Here is a 17,810-nt window from a genome sequence, read left to right as displayed (position 1 = left end):
GCGTGACTACAGTGCCGACTCAGGAATCAGCGGTGGGAAGTTCGCCCTTGCACAGCTGATCGGTCGTGATCGAACCGTCGGGGCGCTCCTCCTTCGTGAACCCGTAGTCGCCGACGGCATCGAGGTAGGACTTCTCATCGGAGACGATCTTCTCCAGACCCTTGTTCCACTCGTCGCGCAGCTCGTCGTCATCGGTGCGGAAGACCGTGGCCCCGGCGCCGACCTGCGGGACTCCGTCGATCTCCTGGACGAAGGAATCGCTGACCTCGACACCGGCGTCGGCGTTGTTCTTCGCCATCCAGTTGAGCGAGATCGCGGTGAGGGCGAAGACATCGGCGCGACCGGTGGTCACGGCGTCCATGCCGTCCTGCGGGGTGCCGACCTGCTGAGTCTTGATGCCGAGGTCCTTCGCGTAGTCGGACTCGATGGCACCGGTCATGGTCGCGAGCTTGACGCCCTTCTTCTTGACATCGTCGAGGTTCTTCATCCCGTCCTGCTTGCCCTTCTTCGTCATCAGGGCGGTGGTGTACATGAACTCGGGATCACCGAAGGCGGCCTGTTCACAGCGGTCGGGCAGGATCGACATGCCGGCCGAGATCGCGTCGAAGCGGTCGGCGTTGAGGCCGGGGATGAGCGAACCGAACTCGGTGTTGACGCCTTCGACGTCATCGACGCCGAGCTCCTTGAACACAGCCTTCGCCAGGGACACGGAGGCACCTTGGAGCTCACCGCCCTCTTCGAAGCTGTACGGAGCTTCACCGGCGAAGCCGACAGTGATCTTTCCGTCGTCAATGGCCTTCTGCAGGGTCGACTTGTCCGAGTCGCCCCCTCCGCAGGCACCGAGCGAGAGCGTCAGCGCGAGGATCGAGGTCGCTGCGGCCAGTCCCTTGATGGATTTCATAGCTGTCCCTTTCGTCGAACATCGACACACCATCGTGACGTGCGTCTCATGGACAGTATTCAATACTGATGTTGTCCGAATGTCACACTGTCTGACAACGTTATATGATCGTGATCGTGACGAACCCTCCGACTTCCGAACTGCCGGTCCTGCGCAGAGTGGTCCGATCGTCGACGATCGACCTCATCGCCGACCAGCTGCGCAATGCCATCTACAGCGGATCGCTCGAACCCGGTCAGTCCATCAACGAGGTGCGCACGGCCGAACTCCTCGTCGTCTCCCGGCCCTCCCTGCGCGAGGCGCTGCAGAGGCTCATCAGCGAGGGTGTGATGACGCACGCTCCCGGACGCGGGGTGCACGTGAGTCGCATGCGGGCGTCCGACATCGACGACGTCTACGCCGTCCGCGAGGCGATCGAATCGCAGGCGGTCAAGCTCATCATCCGCCACGGGCGCTCCGTGCACGGGATCTCGACTGCGCTGACGGAGCTGGAGCGGGCGATCGAGGACAATGTCGCGCGCACCATCGGCGACGCCGACCTCACCTTCCATCATGCGCTCGTCGCCAGTTCGGGGTCGGTCCGACTGAGCGATCTCATGAAGGTCTCGATGGTTCACACCAGGCTTCTGTCGCTGTCCGATGAGCGCGGGTACGAGGTCAGGTGCGACCTCATCGACAGCCACCGGGAACTCGCCGAGGCGGTCGCCGCGGGGGAGGAGTCGCGTTCCCTGACCGTCCTGGCCCGGATCATGGCCGAGGCGGCCTCTCGTCTGCACGATCCCGATGACGGGCTTGAGGCACGGGTGGTTCGCGGCCGCGAGGGCGAGGCGTCCGTCGATGACCAGTGGCTGCGTCTCCGGGAGAGCGCAGTAGGGGTGAGCGTGCAATAGCGAGAGCACCGACGTCCGGTGTCGGACTCGCCGTCGCCGGCTCGCGACCTGGACCCTCAGGCGTCTGAGCCGGGGCTGCCGATACGATAGTGAGCATGAAGGTCGTCTGTCCCGGTTCCTATGATCCGATCACCATGGGTCATCTCGATATCATCGCCCGCAGCTCTCGCCTCTTCGACGAGGTGGTCGTGGCGGTCGTCCACAATCCCTCGAAGGCCGGACGCTTCGCCCCCGACGTCCGCGCCGACCTCATCCGGAGTTCCCTCGATGAGGATGAGCGGACCCGCAGCGTCGAGAACGTGAGCATCGACATCGTCTCCGGCGGCCTCCTCGTCGACTACTGCACGTCCATCGGCGCCCCGGCCGTGGTCAAGGGGCTGCGCTCGGGCACGGACTTCGCCTACGAACTGCCGATGGCGCTGATGAACAATCACCTGTCCGAACTCGAGACGATCTTCGTCCCCGGCAACCCCCAGTTCGAACACGTCTCGTCCTCACTCATCAAGGAAGTCCACGCGAACGGCGGAGACATCGAGGGGCTCGTCCCCGCCTCGGTGCTCGAGGCGCTGCGCAGTACGGGAACCGATGCCGGCGACGGCGCTCGCTGAGGGATGAGCGCGGCAGCTCCAGCCAACAGGGCCTGGTTCACGGGCCTCGTCATCCACACGATCATCGCCCACGCCACCTACAACGGGGTGCGGGTCCTCATCTCCTACCGCACGCTCGAACTCGGCGGATCCGGAGTCATCCTCGGTCTCATGACCGCCTGCTACTCCCTCGTCCCTCTGCTCACGGCTCTCCTCGTCGGCCGCCTTGTCGACCGGGGCTATGCCACGGCGGTGCTGTGGACGGGAACGGTGCTGTCGATCGTGCCCGTCGCGCTCGCGGCCATCGCGCCCAACCTCGGCGTGCTCCTCCTCGCCACGATGAGCCTCGGTTTCGGGCAGCTGCTCACCACCGTCGCCTCCCAGGCGCTCATTCCGCAGAGCTTCCCGGCCTCCCAGCTGACTGCGAAGTTCGGGCACCTCACCCTCGGCGTCTCGATCGGGCAGACCATCGGACTGCCCGTGGCCGGCATGATCGCCGACGCCACCGCCGGGGACGCCCACATCACGAACGCGCTGTGGTTCATGACCGGGCTCTCGGCGCTCACCCTCATCGCCGCCGTCATCGTCATGCTCCGCGGGCGCACCCCGCACGTCTCCCGCGCCGAGGCTGCCGAGGGTGCGCAGACCCCGTGGACGCTGCTGTCGCTGCGGGGGATGAAACCGGCGATCTTCGCCTCGATGGCCACGCTCGCCGCCGTCGACCTCATGACGGCGTACCTGCCGCTCATCGGTGAGCAGAACGGCCTGTCGGTCACCCTCGTGACCTGGCTGCTCGCGCTGCGGACGCTCGCCTCGGTGATCTCACGGCTCTTCATCGGCTATCTCACGCGCAAGTGGAAGAACCTCTCGCTGCTGTGGACCGCCTCGGCGGTGGCAGGGCTGAGCGTCGTCCTCATCCCCGTGCTCAGCCAGCCATGGACGCTGGCCCTCCTGCTCACCCTCGCGGGATTCTGCTTCGGCCTCACCCAGCCGCTGACGATGACGTGGGTGTCGACCCTGGCCGACCCGGCGAACCGGGCGGCGGTGCTCTCGATCCGCTTGGCGGGAAACCGACTCAGCCAGGTCGCGATCCCCTCGGCCGCCTCGGCGCTCACCGCCCTTGCCGGATCCGGGATCGTGTTCACGATCTCGGGGGCACTGCTCGTGCTCGCCGGGGGAGTGACCTGGCGCAACCAGCACGAGAAGTGGTGAGCGCGCAGGGGATCGGACCTGAGCGCATCCGTGACGGCGAAGGTGAGCAGGAACACTCGGCCGCCTCGGCGAACCCGATTGGTAATGGTGGGCGTTGATGATTAGAATGGTGAGTCGCGTGTGAACGCAGGAGCGACATCCTCAAACGCACCAGGAGGACGGGGCATGAAGAACAGATCTGAATTCGTCTATGATCTCAGATCCATGGGACTGCTCGGTCATCCGGGTGAGTGGGAACGGGTGAACACCACCTTGTCGGCTCCAGCGGATCTCAAGATCGAAGTGATCGGGGTTGCGGAAGGTTCACCACTGACGCTTGAGCTGATGTTCGAGAGTGTGTCGGAGGGGATCTACGTGTCGGGCACAGTCTCGGCAACGGCCCGCGGCGAAGACGCGAGGACACTCGAGCCCATCGAGCTGCCGATAGATGTCGACATCCAGGAGATGTACGTCTATGAGCAGGCCGAAGGCGACGAGGATTCCTACGTCATCGACCGGGATCAGCTCGACCTCGAGCCCGCGATCAGAGACGCCGTCGTGATGGCTCTGCCGTTCAATCCCTCACGGGATGAGAGCGAGGAGTTCAGCTACACCCTGGGGGAGGACCTCGAGGTGGACGATGACGAATCCGAATCGCCGTTCGCATCATTGAAGAATCTGTTGGATGAGAAGAAAGAGAGCTAGACGTGGCTGTTCCGAAGCGTAAATTGTCGCGCAGCAACACCCGCCACCGTCGTTCGCAGTGGAAGGCCAAGGCCCCGAACCTGGTCAAGACTGTGGAGAACGGTCGCGTTGTGTACTCGCGCCCTCACCAGGCCAAGGTCGTCGAAGACGCAGCCGGCACCCCGCTGTACCTCGAGTACAAGGGCCGCAAGGTCGCTGACGTCTGACACTGTGGACACAGACACCACAGCAGCACTGAAGAAGAGTCTCGGGATCGACATCGATCCCGAGACTTTTCGTCTCGCGCTCACACATCGCTCCTTCGCGTTCGAAGCCGGTGGGATCCCCACCAACGAGCGCCTCGAATTCCTCGGCGACTCCGTGCTCGGCCTCGTGGCCACCGAGTCGCTGTTCTACGACAACCCGGATCTGCCCGAGGGGCAGCTGGCGAAGATGCGCTCGGCCGTGGTCAACACCCGTGCCCTGGCGTCGATTGCGCGCAAGCACGGCATCGGCGAGCACATTCTTTTGGGTAAGGGTGAGGAGCTCACCGGAGGTCGGAACAAGGACTCGATCCTCGCCGACACCGTCGAGGCCCTCATCGGCGCCACCTTCGTCTCCCGCGGACGCGAGGTCGCCTTCGCCTTCGTCCACCGCCTCATCGACGGCATGCTCGACGATGCGGTCAACCTCGGCGCTGGGATGGACTTTAAGACGACCCTGCAGGAGGCCGCGGCCGACCTCGACCTCGGAGCCGTGAGCTACGAGATCACGTCGTCCGGGCCGGACCATGCAATGGTCTTCACTGCCGCCGCGATGCTCGGCGACAACAGCTGGGGCGCGGGCGACGGGTCCTCGAAGAAGGCTGCCGAAGCCGCCGCCGCCGAGGTCGCCGTCAAGGCCATCCGCACCATCTACCCCGACTACCGGCGCTGAAGATTCTGGGCCGACGCTGATGCCTGAGCAACATGCCTGAGCTTCCCGAGGTCGAAAGCGTCCGCCGCGGCGTCGACGAATGGACGGCCGGAAGCACGATCACCGGCGCCGAGGTGGTCGACCCCCGAATCCTGGGCACGACGTCCCAGCGTCGCATCGATTCTTCTGCCGTCGACGCCTTCGTCACCGCGGTCTCCGGGGTCCGGATCCTGGGTGCCGAGAGGCGCGGGAAGTTCATGTGGCTCAGCCTCGGTGAGCAGGTCGGGCTCTCAGCCGGTCCTGAGCTCGGCATTCTCCTTCATCTCGGCATGAGCGGTCAGCTGCGCATCCACTCACCCGGTGAGGAAATCCATCGGCACACTCGTGCGGTCCTGCACCTCGACAGCGATCGCGAACTGCGCTTCGTCGACCAGCGGATCTTCGGCCATATCGGTGTCCAACCGCTTGTGCACGGGTACGGTCGGCTCGTCCCCGCCTCGGCGATTCATATCGCTCCGGACCCGTTGGAGCCCGCGTTCGATCCGGAGATCGTCGTGGCGGAGCTCGGCAGGAAGCGCACGGCGATCAAGGCCGCGCTGCTCGACCAGACGCTGATCAGCGGAATCGGGAACATCTACGCGGACGAGGCCCTGTTCCGGGCCGGCGTGCACCCCTTGGCGACGCCTGCGCGGACGAGGAAGAGCCGCCTCGTCGCCGTCCTCGAATCGGCAGCGACGGTGATGGCTGACGCCCTGTCCGTCGGTGGGACGAGCTTCGACAGTCTCTACGTCAACGTCAACGGCGAATCGGGCTATTTCGACCGGGCGCTGCTCGTCTACGGCCGCGGCGGACAGGAATGCGTACGTTGCGGGACCGCGATCGAGAAGATCACCGTCGGCGGCCGCGGCACGCACTTCTGCCCCGTCTGCCAGAAGCCCCCGCGGTACCGGTAGGGGCGAATCCCGGGGAGTCCGGCTGGGGAGGATCGCCGGCTGTCCGATAGGGGTGAGCTATCGGGGCCCGATCGGGTGAATCACCGTAGGTCCGAGACAGTGCATGCTTCGTCTCGAAGCATCAGTCACTGTGTGCCTCACCTCGTACCGTGACCGGCTCTTCGCACCGCTCCCGAGTCTGCGTACCGGTGTGAGGCTCTGAAGAGCTGCTTACGGTGAGGCATGCCGAGTGAGTAGACTCGGGCGGGAGATTGCCGGCTCGGCACTGACTCGGAGAGGAACGCTCATGTTCACGGTTCCAACGATCGTCGCGGGGGTGCTTCTCCTGCTCGTCCGCGCGCTGCTGGCAGTGGCGTTCGTTCGCGAATTCATCGTCAAGGCCAAGGACATTCCGCGATTCGCCAAGGCCGACGGACTGAATGTCCAGACCGCATGGTTCGTCGCGATCGCCGAACTCGCTGCAGCGGTCTCGTTCGCGACCGGCGTCCTCGCCCAGTGGGCGGGCATCGGCGTGATCATCCTGATGCTCATCACGACCTGCCTGCACGTGTTCAAATGGCACTCGACGTACTGGGCATCGGCCGGAGGCCCCGAATACGACCTGCTCCTGCTGATGCTTGCCGCGGTCGTCACCGTCTTCGGAACCGGACCGATCGCGATCCCGACCCTTTTCGGCATGTGAGTCGAGGCGGTTCCAGAGGAGGAGTCAGCGGTGCGGGGCATCTGCCACCGGCCCTGGCGGTGCGAAGAGCCGCTTCCGGTGAGGGGTGCAGATTGGCAGCGCGGCACGTGCTCAGGCAGCGCGGCACGTGCTCAGGACGTGCGGGTCAGGCGGCGGATGAAGAACAGCGTCGCCACGGTCAGCAGGCCGGGAACGACGAGCCCGAAGATGATGAACCCCGGCAGGCTGCCGAGGCGATCGAGCATCCATTGGAAGTTCATGCCGAAGAACCCGGTCGCGAGAGTCAGTGGCAGGAAGATCGTCGCCACGAGAGTCAGCCGCTCGGACACGACGCTGTCCTGCTCATTGAGGACATCGCCGAGCATCGCGTAGAGGCGAGTGGTCATCGAATGGTTCGCGCCGAAGGCCGTCGCCGCACGGGCGATGAGGCGCTGCTGATCCTCGCCGAGGCTCTGCGCGAGCTCTTCGTCCGCCGACAGCAGATTCTTCTGCGCCGCCTGGGTCTCACCGATCCGGAACAGTTCCGCGCGCAGTCGTCCCATGGACCGGCGCCTGGGTGATGACGCATACCCGACTGCCTGTGACTCCAGTTCCTGACATTCGTCATCGATCTCTTCGAGGGCCTCTTCGCAGCGACGCGCGACAATGAGGATGAGTCCGACGAGAACCGACCAGGCATCCTCGTCCGAGTCGACCGACAGGTGGCGTGAGATGGTTTTCAAAGCCTTGTCGTCTCCTATGACGAGCAGTCCTCGGTCGCTGGTGTGAATGTGCAGAGTGTGCTGCGTCCGCTCACCATCGAGGACGAGCAGCGCCACGCTGATCTGATCCCCGATGACGCTGACCAAGGGCCGGCGCGGACTGGGATGGTGTGTCGGCAGAGTCAGGTTGAGAACTGCTGAGGCCTCGGTCGAAAGTTCGTCATCCGTGTTGCCGGCGAGGACGCAGAGCCTACTGTCCCTGTGCTCGTGGATAGCAGCGATGTCATCGGCGATGTGCATCCGTGGTGCCCTTCCTGTCTCTCTGGTTCAGCGGCGCAGGGCCGGTCACATCTGTCTACAGTACCGGCGCCGAGCCCGGACTACCTGGACATGCCTGAGAGAAACGCCCGATGGCCATCGACGAGGGTTCTGCGCTCCTGGGACAGATCAGGTGGGCTGAACAGGTTTGCGGGGTTGGTCGGGGAGACCCAGAGGGCATTGATCTCCACGATGGAACCGTCCCGCAGACGTGCGGCCGCGACTAGTCGCGGCCGAGAACCAGGAGCCGGAAGGAGAATCCGGTCGAGATCGCGCCACCCGATGCGATGCGCACGACCGACGAAGCCGCACCAGATGAACTCCTCGGGAGTGATCTCCAATCGTGCCCGCGAACCCCTCCGGAAGTTCACTCCGGCCCCGATGAGCAGGATGAGAGAACCGAAGAGGATGAGGAGGAACCAGGTATTGATGACGAACGCCAGAACGATCGCCACGATGACCGCCAGCAGTGCCATGACGACGAGCATCCAGCCGACGGCGATCGAGACCTTTCCCTCGCGTCTGATGATCGTGTTCATCCGAGCAGATCCTTCCGTCCAAAACACCTGACGGCGGCCCAGCAACCTCGCGCGAGGTTGCTGGGCCGCCGTCAGGTAGTAAGAGGGGTCACTTTTGGGTTGTGTCCGCCTCCGTGTCGTCCTCGGTGTCGATCTGGAGTTCCGAGGTTTCGAGGCCGAACATCTCGCCGTCGTACTCGTCGACCGCGGTGGCCACCGAGGTCTCGAGCACGTGCGCGGCCAGCTGCTCCTGGATGATGAGCGGATCCTTCGACAGGTCCTTCCACACCGCCACACACAGCAGCAGCATGACGATGACGAAGGGCAGCGCGGAGACGATCGTGATGTTCTTCAGACCGTCGAGCGCCTCGGCGGGATCGGAACCGCCCGCCAAGAGCATCACCGCAGCCACGGCACCGGTCGCGGTGCCCCAGAAGATGACGAGGCCCTTGCCCGGCTCCTGCATGCCGTTGGCGGACAGGGTGCCCATGACGATCGAGGCCGAGTCCGCACCGGTGACGAAGAAGATCGCGATGAGAATGACCGTGACGATCATGAGGATGATCGCGATCAGGTTCGGCAGCGGCAGGGCGCCCAGCAGATCGAACAGGATCGTGTCCATATTGATATCCGGCTCGCCGTCGACGATCTTCGCCAGGGCCTTGACCGTGCCCTCTCCGCGTTCCGCACGCTCCTGGATGCCGATCGCACCGCCGCCGAAGATCGCGAACCAGATGGTCGAGACGACAGAGGGGACGATGAGCACGCCGGTGACGAACTGACGCACCGTGCGACCGCGCGAGATTCGTGCGATGAACAGACCGACGAACGGCGACCATGACACCCACCATGCCCAGTAGAAGACCGTCCACGACGACAGCCACTCGTTGACACCCTCACCATTGGCCGCGGTGCGCGAGGCCATCTGCGGCAGATCCTGGATGAACGAGCCCACCGAGGAGGGGATGACGTTGAGGATGAACAGCGTCGGTCCGCCGATGAAGACGATGAGGGCGACGATGACCGCGAGCACCATGTTGATGTTCGACAGCCACTGGATGCCCTTCTCCACACCGGAGACCGCCGAGGCGACGAAGGCCGCGGTGAGGATGGCGATGATGATGACGAGGACAGGGGAACTGACCTCGGACATGATCCCCGCGGACTCGATGCCGCCGCCGATCTGGATGGCACCCAGACCCAGTGAGCAGGCCGAACCGAACAGGGTCGCAAGGATCGCGAGGATATTGATGACCTTGCCGCCGACGCCGTTGACCGCCCGCTCGCCGAACAGCGGGGTGAACATCGACGAGAACAGCTGCGAACGCCCGAGGCGGAACGAACCGTAGGCCACACCGAGGCCGACGATGGCGTACATCGCCCACGGGTAGAGGGTCCAGTGGAAGAGCGTGGTGCCCATGGACGTGCCCATCGCCTCGGCGGTGGAGCCGTCGACGGTGTTCGGGGGAGGAGACATGTAGAAGAAGAGAGGCTCGCCGACCGCGGAGAACACCAGTCCGATGCCCATGCCCGTGGCGAACATCATGGCGATCCACGATGAGGTCTTGAACTCCGGCTTCTCATCGTCCTTGCCCAGTGGGATGCGCCCGAATCTGCTCATGGCCACGACGATGACGAAGATCGTGAAGATCGTGGCGGCGATGACGAAGAGCCATCCGAAGTTGTCCATGACCCCGGTCAGCAGCGTTCCCGCCACCGCACCGAGGCTCTCGGGAGAGACGAATCCCCAGACGACGAAGGCGACGGCGAGGATGCCTGCCGCGAAGAAGACGACCTTGTCCAGACCTTCTCGTCTGAAGGGTCTCAGCTTCGTCGTCGGATTCTTCAGGTGCTCGATGAGCTCCTGGATCTTTGTGTGTTCACTGCTCATACTCGAAATTGCCGAACGGAATCGCTGCTCGTGACTGTGACGAGAACAGACTCCCTCCTCGGCATTCCTTCCTTGGGTGGACGGCATCGGACTGGCTGCCGAAACGGTCCGAGCAGACTGCACTCGAACGCCTCTCGTCCATGATCTTGGCAGACATCGGGCGAAGAATGCGGGAATTTCGACTCACGCGCACGATTTCGCCGCCTCGGCTGTGCTTCACCGCCGTCAAAGCGCGGCGACATGTCAGAGGCCCTGCCGCATGCGGCAGGGCCTCTTCCAGCTCCCCCGGCTGGGCTCGAACCAGCGACCCTTCGATTAACAGTCGAATGCTCTGCCAACTGAGCTACGGAGGAACAGCGTGGTTTCCCACGCACGAAGAGCGAGCCTACCAAAATTTCAGGGAGTTCGCAGAATTCTGCGGCGATTGCGGCATTCCGACCGCCCGTGAGCCCGTCTCACGCGGGCGAGACGGATATGCTGGGTTCCACGATGCATCTCAAAAGCCTGACCCTGCGTGGATTCAAGTCCTTCGCCTCGGCCACGACTCTCAAGTTCGAGCCGGGGATCACCTGCGTCGTCGGTCCCAACGGTTCGGGCAAGTCCAATGTCGTCGACGCCCTGTCCTGGGTGATGGGGGAGCAGGGCGCGAAGAACCTGCGCGGCGGGAAGATGGACGACGTGATCTTCGCCGGAACCTCGAAGAGGCAGGCCTTGGGCCGCGCCGAGGTGACCCTGACCATCGACAACAGCGACGGAGCCATCCCCGTCGACTACACCGAGGTCACCATCTCGCGGACCCTGTTCCGCACGGGCGGTTCCGAATACGCGGTCAACGGCGCTCCCGCCCGCCTGCTCGACATCCAGGAGCTGCTCAACGACTCCGGCCTGGGCAAGGAGATGCACGTCATCGTCGGTCAGGGCCGCCTCGACGCGATCCTCCATGCCGACCCGCTCGAACGTCGCAGCTTCATCGAAGAGGCCGCTGGCGTCCTCAAGCACCGTCGGCGCAAGGACAAAGCGGTGCGCAAGCTCACCGGCCTGCAGACGAACCTCGACCGACTCACCGACCTGCGCAGCGAACTCAACCGGCAGCTCGGGCCCTTGGGCCGCCAGGCCGAAGCCGCGGCGAAGGCCGCCACCGTCCAGGCCACCCTGCGCGACGCCACCGCCCGTCTGCTCGCCGACGACGCCGTGCGGATGCAGTCCTCGCTCGCCTCGTCGACCGAGGGAGAGGACCACAGTGATCGCATCTCCGACCTCGACCACCGGCGGATGCGCACCGAGGCGCGGCTGAGCGAGATCGAGACCCGCCTCTCCGGTCTCGACGCCGAGCTCGAAGCCCAGCGGACCGCGGAATCGCGGACCCAGACCCAGATCGTCCGCGCCCAGGGGCTGACCCAACGAGCCGAGGACAAACGCTCGCACCTGCTCTCGGAGGTCACCAGCCTCGGCCGCCGCGAATCGAAGTCACCCGATGAGCTGCGTGGCCAAGCCGAACGCTTCCGCTCCGAGCTCACCGACGCCGAGGCGGCAGTGACCGAGACGACGACCGCACTGAATGCCAGCCAGCAGCGGAAGGAAGAGCTGACCCGAGCCCTGCGCAGTGCCGAGGACGAGGTCAAGGCCGCACAGATCGCCATCACCGAGGCGGTGAAGAACCGATCGGCGCTCGTGTCCAAGCAGACCCAGGCCGAAGAGCGCATCACGGACCTCACGACCCGCATCGAGTCCAACCAGGCCGAGATCGAGACCGTCACCGAGCGCATCACCGCCCGCAGCACCGAACTCGAGGCCGCCGAGACCGGAGTCGAAGACGTCGAAGCCGGCGAAACCGAACTCGACTCCGCCTACGAATCTGCTCAGGAGACCCTCGAGCAGCTCGAAGCCGAACGCACACAGCTGCAGGAGAGACAGGCGCAGACGGCGTCCGAACTGTCCTCGGCCAAGGCCCGCGCGGAAGCCCTCGCCCTGGGCACGGCGCTCGAGGCCGACCTCGAAGAGATCGTCAATGCCGACCTGCCCGGAGTCGGCACGGCCGTGACCGAACGTCTGAGCGTGACCACCGGCTACGAGATGGCCGCGGCAGCGGCCCTGTCGACCACCGTCTCCGGTGTCATCGTCGACAATCCTGAGGTCGCGCTGGCCGTGCTCGACCACCTCGGCGAGGACACGAACGTGTCCCTGACCGTGCCCTCCGGGGCGACTGCCGTCGCCGTACGCTCGACAGGCGCCGCACGCTCGACAGGCGGCAAGGGCGGCGACAGCCCTGCCGCGCTGCCCGACCTCGCGAGCCTGCCCGGAGCCGATGCCGAGGCGGGAGCGCTGACCTGGCTGCGCGATCTCGTCAGCAGCGACGTCCCCGAACTGCAGACCCTGCTCGATGAGTCCCTGCACGCCGTGGTCTGCGTCCCCGATGCCCGCACCGGGGTCGCCCTGACGACCGCCCGCCCCGATCTCACCGCCGTCACTGCGCACGGGGAAGTGCTCTCGGCCACTCGCATCAGCCGCGCCCGCACCGCCTCGGGCACCCGCCTGGCCTCCCAGACCGCCCTCGAGGACACGCAGGCGACGATCACCGCACTCGAAGAACGCGCCGTGAGCATCGACGCCGAACTCGCCGAGCTCGAACCGCGCCTGGCCACCGCCCGTCAGGACTCGGCCGCGGCATTGGACGCACTGCACTCCTCGGATGCGAAGATCATGGCCGCCGCCGAGGAGGTCTCGCGCATCACCGGCGAGATCGGCGTCGCCCGCACGCGCCTGCAGCGAGCTGAGGAGAACGCGGCGGAGCTCAACTCCCGCCTCGACGCCGCCCGTCGCGAAGCCGAAGCCGCGCAGGCTGCGCTCGCCGGCGCCGCCGAGGTCGACGAAGTCGTCGACACCACCCGGCGGGACGAACTCAGCGCCGAGGTCTCCCAGTCCTCGGAGGACCTCGTCGAAGCACGCATCAGCCACAAGTCCGCGACCGACCGGGCGCGGTTCTTGAGCGACCGGGTCGAGTCCCTGCTGCGGGCGGCCAAGGCCGAAGAGGCAGCACGGGAGCAGACGCAGCGCACGATCGCGAAGAAGAAGCGAGCGGCCGCCCAGACGCTGCTCATCGCCGAGACCGCGGCCGACGCGGTCACGCTCGCGACGGACACGGTCGCCGAACTCGGTGAGGCCATCCAGGTCCTCGTCGACGAACGCGGCGGTCTGCGCGAGGAGAAGAGCCGCCTCGGCGAGGAACTGAGCCTGACGAGGACCGAGCTGCAGAAGCTCAAGGACGCCGCCGCCGAGGCGGAGCTGGCCAAGGAGCGGTACCGGCTGAAGCTCGAGGAGATCGCGCATCGGTCGGAGGAGGAGACGGGGCTCGGCATCGAGCGGCTCATCGACGAATTCGGACCGCACCTGTCCGTGCCCTCCTTCGAGGAGGACGTGGAGGATCGGCCGTACGTGCGCGCCGAGGTCGAGAAGCGGCAGAAGCAGGCGGCGGCCTCGCTCAAGCGCATCGGCACGGTCAATCCGCTTGCGCTCGAGGAGTACGAGGCCCTGAAGGAGCGGCATCAGTTCCTCGAGAAGCAGATCGCCGACATCGAGGCCTCGCGCAAGGACCTCATGCAGCTCGTCGAAGAGGTCGACAAGCATGTCGAACGCGTCTTCGCGGAAGCCTATGCAGACACGGCCCGCGAGTTCGAGGACATCTTCTCCCGGCTCTTCCCCGGCGGCGAAGGGGCGCTGAGCCTGACCGATCCCGACGACATGCTCACCACCGGTGTCGACGTCCACGCGCGACCCGCGGGCAAGAAGGTCAAACGGCTGTCGCTGCTCTCCGGCGGGGAACGCTCTCTGGTGGCCGTGGCCATGCTGGTGGCGATCTTCAAGGCCAGGCCGAGCCCGTTCTACGTCATGGACGAAGTCGAAGCCGCCCTCGACGATCTCAACCTCTCACGCCTGCTCACCGTGTTCGAAGAGCTGCAGGACTCCTCGCAGCTCATCGTCATCACCCACCAGAAGCGGACGATGGAGATCGCCGATGCGCTCTACGGCGTGACGATGCACGGCGACGGGGTGTCGAAAGTCATATCGCAGCGCATCCCCTGAGTCCGATTCCCGACGATCGCATGGTCCGCCGTGGTCACAGGCCGGTTTGTCGGTGGTGCCCAGGAGGATCTCAGGGAATTCTCCAAGTGCCATGCGGGGGCGGAACACAATTGTCGTGTTCTGGGACTATAGACTTGGCTCGGAAGACAGGTATTCGAAGAACGTGAGGAGCGAGACGTCCATGGCCGAGGCTGCTGATCTGCGAGGTGGCTCGAGGGCATGAATGCAGTACTGGTCGTCATCGTCGGACTCGCGATCTCGTTCGCTCTGGCACTCTTCGTCGTCCTCCTCGTCGCCCTGCCCGGCCTGCGTGCCGAAGGCCGCCTGCGCTACTCCTCGGATGTGCAGCGGTTCCGCCTGCCCGCGGAATGGACCGGCTACGACGACGAAGTCCACGAATTCTTCGGCCACGACGACGGAACCTCGCACTTGGCGACCCGCGAACAGGCCGCCGTGACCGCGATCCGCGACCACTCGTATGTGCTCAGGCCGCAGCCCAGACGTCACGCGGCCCCCTCACTCATCACCGTGCGGCCGCGCACACGCCACTGGAAGATCCCCGAGTCGGGCACAGGGTGGAGGACCACCGCCGGTCTGCTCTTCGGCAGCCGGGGTTCCTGACACACAGACGACAGCGGCCCCGCACGACCGAGGCCGATCGCGACGGGACCTGCGCCGATCGATTCGGGCGTGCGGACCCGGTGCGAACCGACAGATGACACCAGCCCGGTGAGAACCGGGAACTCGAGTGCCGTGGGCAGACCCGCGGGTGCTCAAAGGAGGACGGAAGAACAATGGATCAGCCGATCATCTTGCTCATCGTTTTGGCCATCGTCTTCATTCTCGTCGTCGCGCTGGGCATCAGCCTGCGCGTCAGCGGAAAGAGGAAAGGGCTGCGCGACGAGCGCACCATCGATGCCGACGTCACCGGTGAGCTCAGTGCCGATGAGATCGCCGAGGCGGTCGAGAAGGAGAAGGCCGAAGCCCGCGGTTCCGAGGTCCCCACGGAGCCGGCCGGTCGGCTGGTGCGCCTGCGTGAGAGGCTCGCGAAGTCGAACACCGGGCTCGGACGCGGGCTGCTCAACCTCCTGTCGCGGGACAATCTCGATGAATCGACGTGGGAGGAGATCGAGGACACCCTCATCCTCGCCGACGTCGGAGTCGAACCGACCACCGAACTCGTCGACCGACTGCGCGAACGCGTCAAGGTCCTCGGCACCCGCGACCCCGAAGAGGTGCGCGGACTGCTCCGTGAGGAGCTCATCACCCTCGTCGACCCCACCATGGACCGGTCCCTGGCGAACCAGGCCACAGGCGGCGATCCGGCGGTCATCCTCGTCGTCGGCGTCAACGGCGCCGGCAAGACGACGACGGTGGGCAAGATCGCTCGTGTGCTCGTCGCCGAGGACAAGACCGTGCTGCTCGGTGCCGCGGACACCTTCCGCGCCGCCGCAGCCGAGCAGCTGGCGACCTGGGGCGAGCGCGTCGGCGTCGAGACAGTGCGCAAGGAAGAGGGCGCCGACCCCGCCTCGGTGGCGTACTCGGCCGTGGAGAAGGGGCAGCAGGACGGCGCCGACGTCGTCCTCGTCGACACCGCCGGCCGACTGCAGAACAAGCGCGGACTCATGGACGAACTCGGCAAGGTCAAGCGTGTGGCCACCCGCCCGCTGGGCGAGGGCCACGACATCGACGAGGTCCTCCTCGTCCTCGACGCGACCACCGGACAGAACGGCATGCAGCAGGCGAAGGTCTTCGCCGAGGCGGTCGACATCACCGGCATCGTGCTGACGAAGCTCGACGGCACCGCCAAGGGCGGCATCGTCGTCGCGGTCCAGCGTGAGCTGGGCGTCCCCGTCAAGCTCATCGGACTGGGGGAGGGCGCGGACGACCTCGCTCCCTTCACCGCCGAAGGATTCGTCGACGCCCTGCTCGACTGAGGGCCCCGATTGAACGCTCAGCAGTCCTGACGGCACCGTCGCGCGACTGATCCCGCGCATTCTTCGAGCCTGGTCTCACCCGCGTATTCGCAGGGTGAGACCAGGCTCGTCACATTCCGGAAACATTTGCGACTCACCACTGTGACATGCGTCATGGAGACTGTGTCTGCCCGGTTCGATTCGGAACCGGCCGAGACACGAAAGAGACGACATGGAACTCGATGCAGTGAATGTATGGATGATGGTCGCCGCGGGGTTGGTGCTGCTCATGACCCCCGGGGTGGCGTTCTTCTACGGAGGAATGACGCGGATCACCTCGGCGATCAATATGATGATGATGGTCTTCTCCGCGATGGCCGTCGGCGGACTCGTCTGGGTCCTCTTCGGGTACGGACTGAGCTCCGGTGACTCGATCGCCGGAATCGTCGGCAACCCGCTGTCCGAACTCGGACTCACCGGCTCGGTCGCGAACGACCCGGCCTCGCTGATCTCCATCGGCTACGGTTCGACGTTCGCGATGATCGCGATCGCCCTCATCGCCGGAGCCGTCGCCGACCGTGCGAAGTTCTCCACCTGGCTGGTCTTCTCCGCCGCGTGGGTGACCCTCGTGTACTGCCCCCTGGCGTTCATGGTCTGGGGAGACGGACTGCTCAGCGAATCCGGTGCGATCGGCAGTCTGTTCGGACCGGCCATCGACTTCGCCGGAGGCACGGTCGTCCACATCAACGCCGGCATCTCCGCCCTCGTGCTCGTCGTCGTCATGGGACGCCGCGCCCGCTTCTCGACCCCGCACAAGCCGCACAACATCCCGATCACCGTGCTCGGGGCCGCGCTGCTGTGGTTCGGCTGGTTCGGGTTCAACGGCGGTGCGGCCACCACCATCGAACAGGGCGGACTCATCTGGATCAACACGCTGGCAGCACCTGCCGCCGGCATGATCACCTGGATCATGATCGAACGCCTGCGGGCCTCGCGACCGAGCAGCATCGGCAGCGTCTCGGGAGCGATCGCCGGCCTCGTCGCGATCACCCCGGCGTGTGCGAACGTCGACCCCTATGCGGCCGTCCTCATCGGCATCGCGGCAGGCGCCGGTGCGATCTTCGCCGTCGAAGCGAAGAACCGTCTGCGCTATGACGATGCGCTCGACGTCGTGGCCGTCCACCTCGTCGCGGGAATCATCGGCACCGTGATGATCGGGTTCTTCGCCTTCCCGAACGAGGACGGGCCCGCCGGGCTCTTCTACGGAGGCGGCTTCGAACTCCTCATCGCACAGGTCCTCGCGTGCCTCGTGGCCATCGTCTACGCCGGTCTGCTCACGCTCGCGATCTCTCTGGTCCTGCGCTCGACGATGGGGCTGCGGATCGACCCGCGAGAGGAACTCGAGGGAATCGACACCTTCGAACACGCGGAGCAGGCCTACTCGTTCCGGTGACCCCAACAGACGCCCGTCCAGGCGGCCGGTGGGTCTCGCCGGCCGCGTGAACGGGGGAGAGTGCGACGTCGTGCTCATTGATCGCCTCGGCAGGGTGGAAGCAGACCACCCCGCCGAGGCGATCGGCCGT

16 protein-coding genes and 1 tRNA gene are annotated in these 17,810 nt (G+C 65.6%); 12 read left to right on the top strand and 5 right to left on the bottom strand.

What is annotated here, in order from left to right; genetic code table 11:
- Positions 1-19: 19 nt before the first annotated feature.
- Complete coding sequence (ehuB, locus tag J9314_RS12410; RefSeq protein ID WP_210602679.1) at positions 20-901, bottom strand: ectoine/hydroxyectoine ABC transporter substrate-binding protein EhuB; 882 nt, start codon at positions 899-901, stop codon at positions 20-22.
- A 116-nt stretch (positions 902-1,017) separates the two neighbouring features.
- Between ehuB and J9314_RS12405 the strand changes: the two genes are divergently transcribed.
- The 8 genes from J9314_RS12405 (at position 1,018) to J9314_RS12370 (ending at position 6,803) form a co-directional block, all read left to right on the top strand.
- Positions 1,018-1,791, top strand: a complete 774-nt coding sequence (locus J9314_RS12405) for a GntR family transcriptional regulator (RefSeq protein WP_210602678.1) — start codon at positions 1,018-1,020, stop codon at positions 1,789-1,791.
- Between the two features lie 95 nt (positions 1,792-1,886).
- A complete protein-coding gene (coaD, locus tag J9314_RS12400; RefSeq protein WP_210602677.1) occupies positions 1,887-2,399 on the top strand; it encodes a pantetheine-phosphate adenylyltransferase in 513 nt (170 codons plus the stop codon).
- A gap of 3 nt (positions 2,400-2,402) precedes the next feature.
- Positions 2,403-3,590, top strand: coding sequence for an MFS transporter (locus J9314_RS12395; RefSeq protein WP_210602676.1), 1,188 nt, complete (start codon positions 2,403-2,405; stop codon positions 3,588-3,590).
- 120 nt (positions 3,591-3,710) lie between these two features.
- The gene (locus J9314_RS12390; RefSeq protein WP_246490370.1) at positions 3,711-4,274 is read left to right on the top strand and encodes a YceD family protein; all 564 of its coding nucleotides are present in this window, start codon (positions 3,711-3,713) and stop codon (positions 4,272-4,274) included.
- A 2-nt stretch (positions 4,275-4,276) separates the two neighbouring features.
- The gene (rpmF, locus tag J9314_RS12385; RefSeq protein ID WP_025777330.1) at positions 4,277-4,480 is read left to right on the top strand and encodes a 50S ribosomal protein L32; all 204 of its coding nucleotides are present in this window, start codon (positions 4,277-4,279) and stop codon (positions 4,478-4,480) included.
- A 4-nt stretch (positions 4,481-4,484) separates the two neighbouring features.
- On the top strand, positions 4,485-5,189 hold the full coding sequence (rnc, locus tag J9314_RS12380) for a ribonuclease III (protein WP_181275852.1): 705 nt from the start codon (positions 4,485-4,487) through the stop codon (positions 5,187-5,189).
- A 32-nt stretch (positions 5,190-5,221) separates the two neighbouring features.
- Positions 5,222-6,121, top strand: a complete 900-nt coding sequence (gene mutM / locus J9314_RS12375) for a bifunctional DNA-formamidopyrimidine glycosylase/DNA-(apurinic or apyrimidinic site) lyase (protein ID WP_210602675.1) — start codon at positions 5,222-5,224, stop codon at positions 6,119-6,121.
- A 286-nt stretch (positions 6,122-6,407) separates the two neighbouring features.
- The gene (locus J9314_RS12370) at positions 6,408-6,803 is read left to right on the top strand and encodes a DoxX family protein (RefSeq protein ID WP_210602674.1); all 396 of its coding nucleotides are present in this window, start codon (positions 6,408-6,410) and stop codon (positions 6,801-6,803) included.
- A 131-nt stretch (positions 6,804-6,934) separates the two neighbouring features.
- On the opposite strand, the gene J9314_RS12365 is transcribed toward J9314_RS12370, so the two are convergent.
- The 4 genes from J9314_RS12365 to J9314_RS12350 all read right to left on the bottom strand — a co-directional run bounded on the left by J9314_RS12365 (position 6,935) and on the right by J9314_RS12350 (position 10,584).
- The gene (locus J9314_RS12365) at positions 6,935-7,804 is read right to left on the bottom strand and encodes a CorA family divalent cation transporter (protein ID WP_210602673.1); all 870 of its coding nucleotides are present in this window, start codon (positions 7,802-7,804) and stop codon (positions 6,935-6,937) included.
- Positions 7,805-7,884: 80 nt separating this feature from the next.
- Positions 7,885-8,361, bottom strand: a complete 477-nt coding sequence (locus tag J9314_RS12360) for a hypothetical protein (protein ID WP_210602672.1) — start codon at positions 8,359-8,361, stop codon at positions 7,885-7,887.
- Between the two features lie 88 nt (positions 8,362-8,449).
- Positions 8,450-10,231: a BCCT family transporter gene (locus J9314_RS12355; protein WP_246490369.1), complete on the bottom strand. Its 1,782-nt coding sequence runs from the start codon at positions 10,229-10,231 to the stop codon at positions 8,450-8,452.
- A 280-nt stretch (positions 10,232-10,511) separates the two neighbouring features.
- Positions 10,512-10,584: transfer RNA gene (locus tag J9314_RS12350), tRNA-Asn, on the bottom strand.
- Between the two features lie 136 nt (positions 10,585-10,720).
- On the opposite strand from J9314_RS12350, the gene smc reads away from it, so the two are divergent.
- From smc to J9314_RS12330, 4 genes are all read left to right on the top strand, one after another.
- The gene (gene smc / locus J9314_RS12345; RefSeq protein WP_210602671.1) at positions 10,721-14,311 is read left to right on the top strand and encodes a chromosome segregation protein SMC; all 3,591 of its coding nucleotides are present in this window, start codon (positions 10,721-10,723) and stop codon (positions 14,309-14,311) included.
- A 219-nt stretch (positions 14,312-14,530) separates the two neighbouring features.
- Positions 14,531-14,932, top strand: coding sequence for a hypothetical protein (locus J9314_RS12340; RefSeq protein ID WP_166972741.1), 402 nt, complete (start codon positions 14,531-14,533; stop codon positions 14,930-14,932).
- Positions 14,933-15,105: 173 nt separating this feature from the next.
- A complete protein-coding gene (gene ftsY, locus J9314_RS12335; RefSeq protein WP_210602670.1) occupies positions 15,106-16,248 on the top strand; it encodes a signal recognition particle-docking protein FtsY in 1,143 nt (380 codons plus the stop codon).
- Between the two features lie 211 nt (positions 16,249-16,459).
- Complete coding sequence (locus tag J9314_RS12330) at positions 16,460-17,680, top strand: ammonium transporter (protein WP_181275844.1); 1,221 nt, start codon at positions 16,460-16,462, stop codon at positions 17,678-17,680.
- Positions 17,681-17,810: the final 130 nt, after the last annotated feature.

It is taken from the genome of Brevibacterium oceani, from assembly GCF_017948325.1.
Taxonomy (GTDB): domain Bacteria; phylum Actinomycetota; class Actinomycetes; order Actinomycetales; family Brevibacteriaceae; genus Brevibacterium; species Brevibacterium oceani.
The sequence above is the reverse complement of the archived record's forward strand: the minus strand, read 5'-3'. Positions and strand labels throughout refer to the sequence as shown.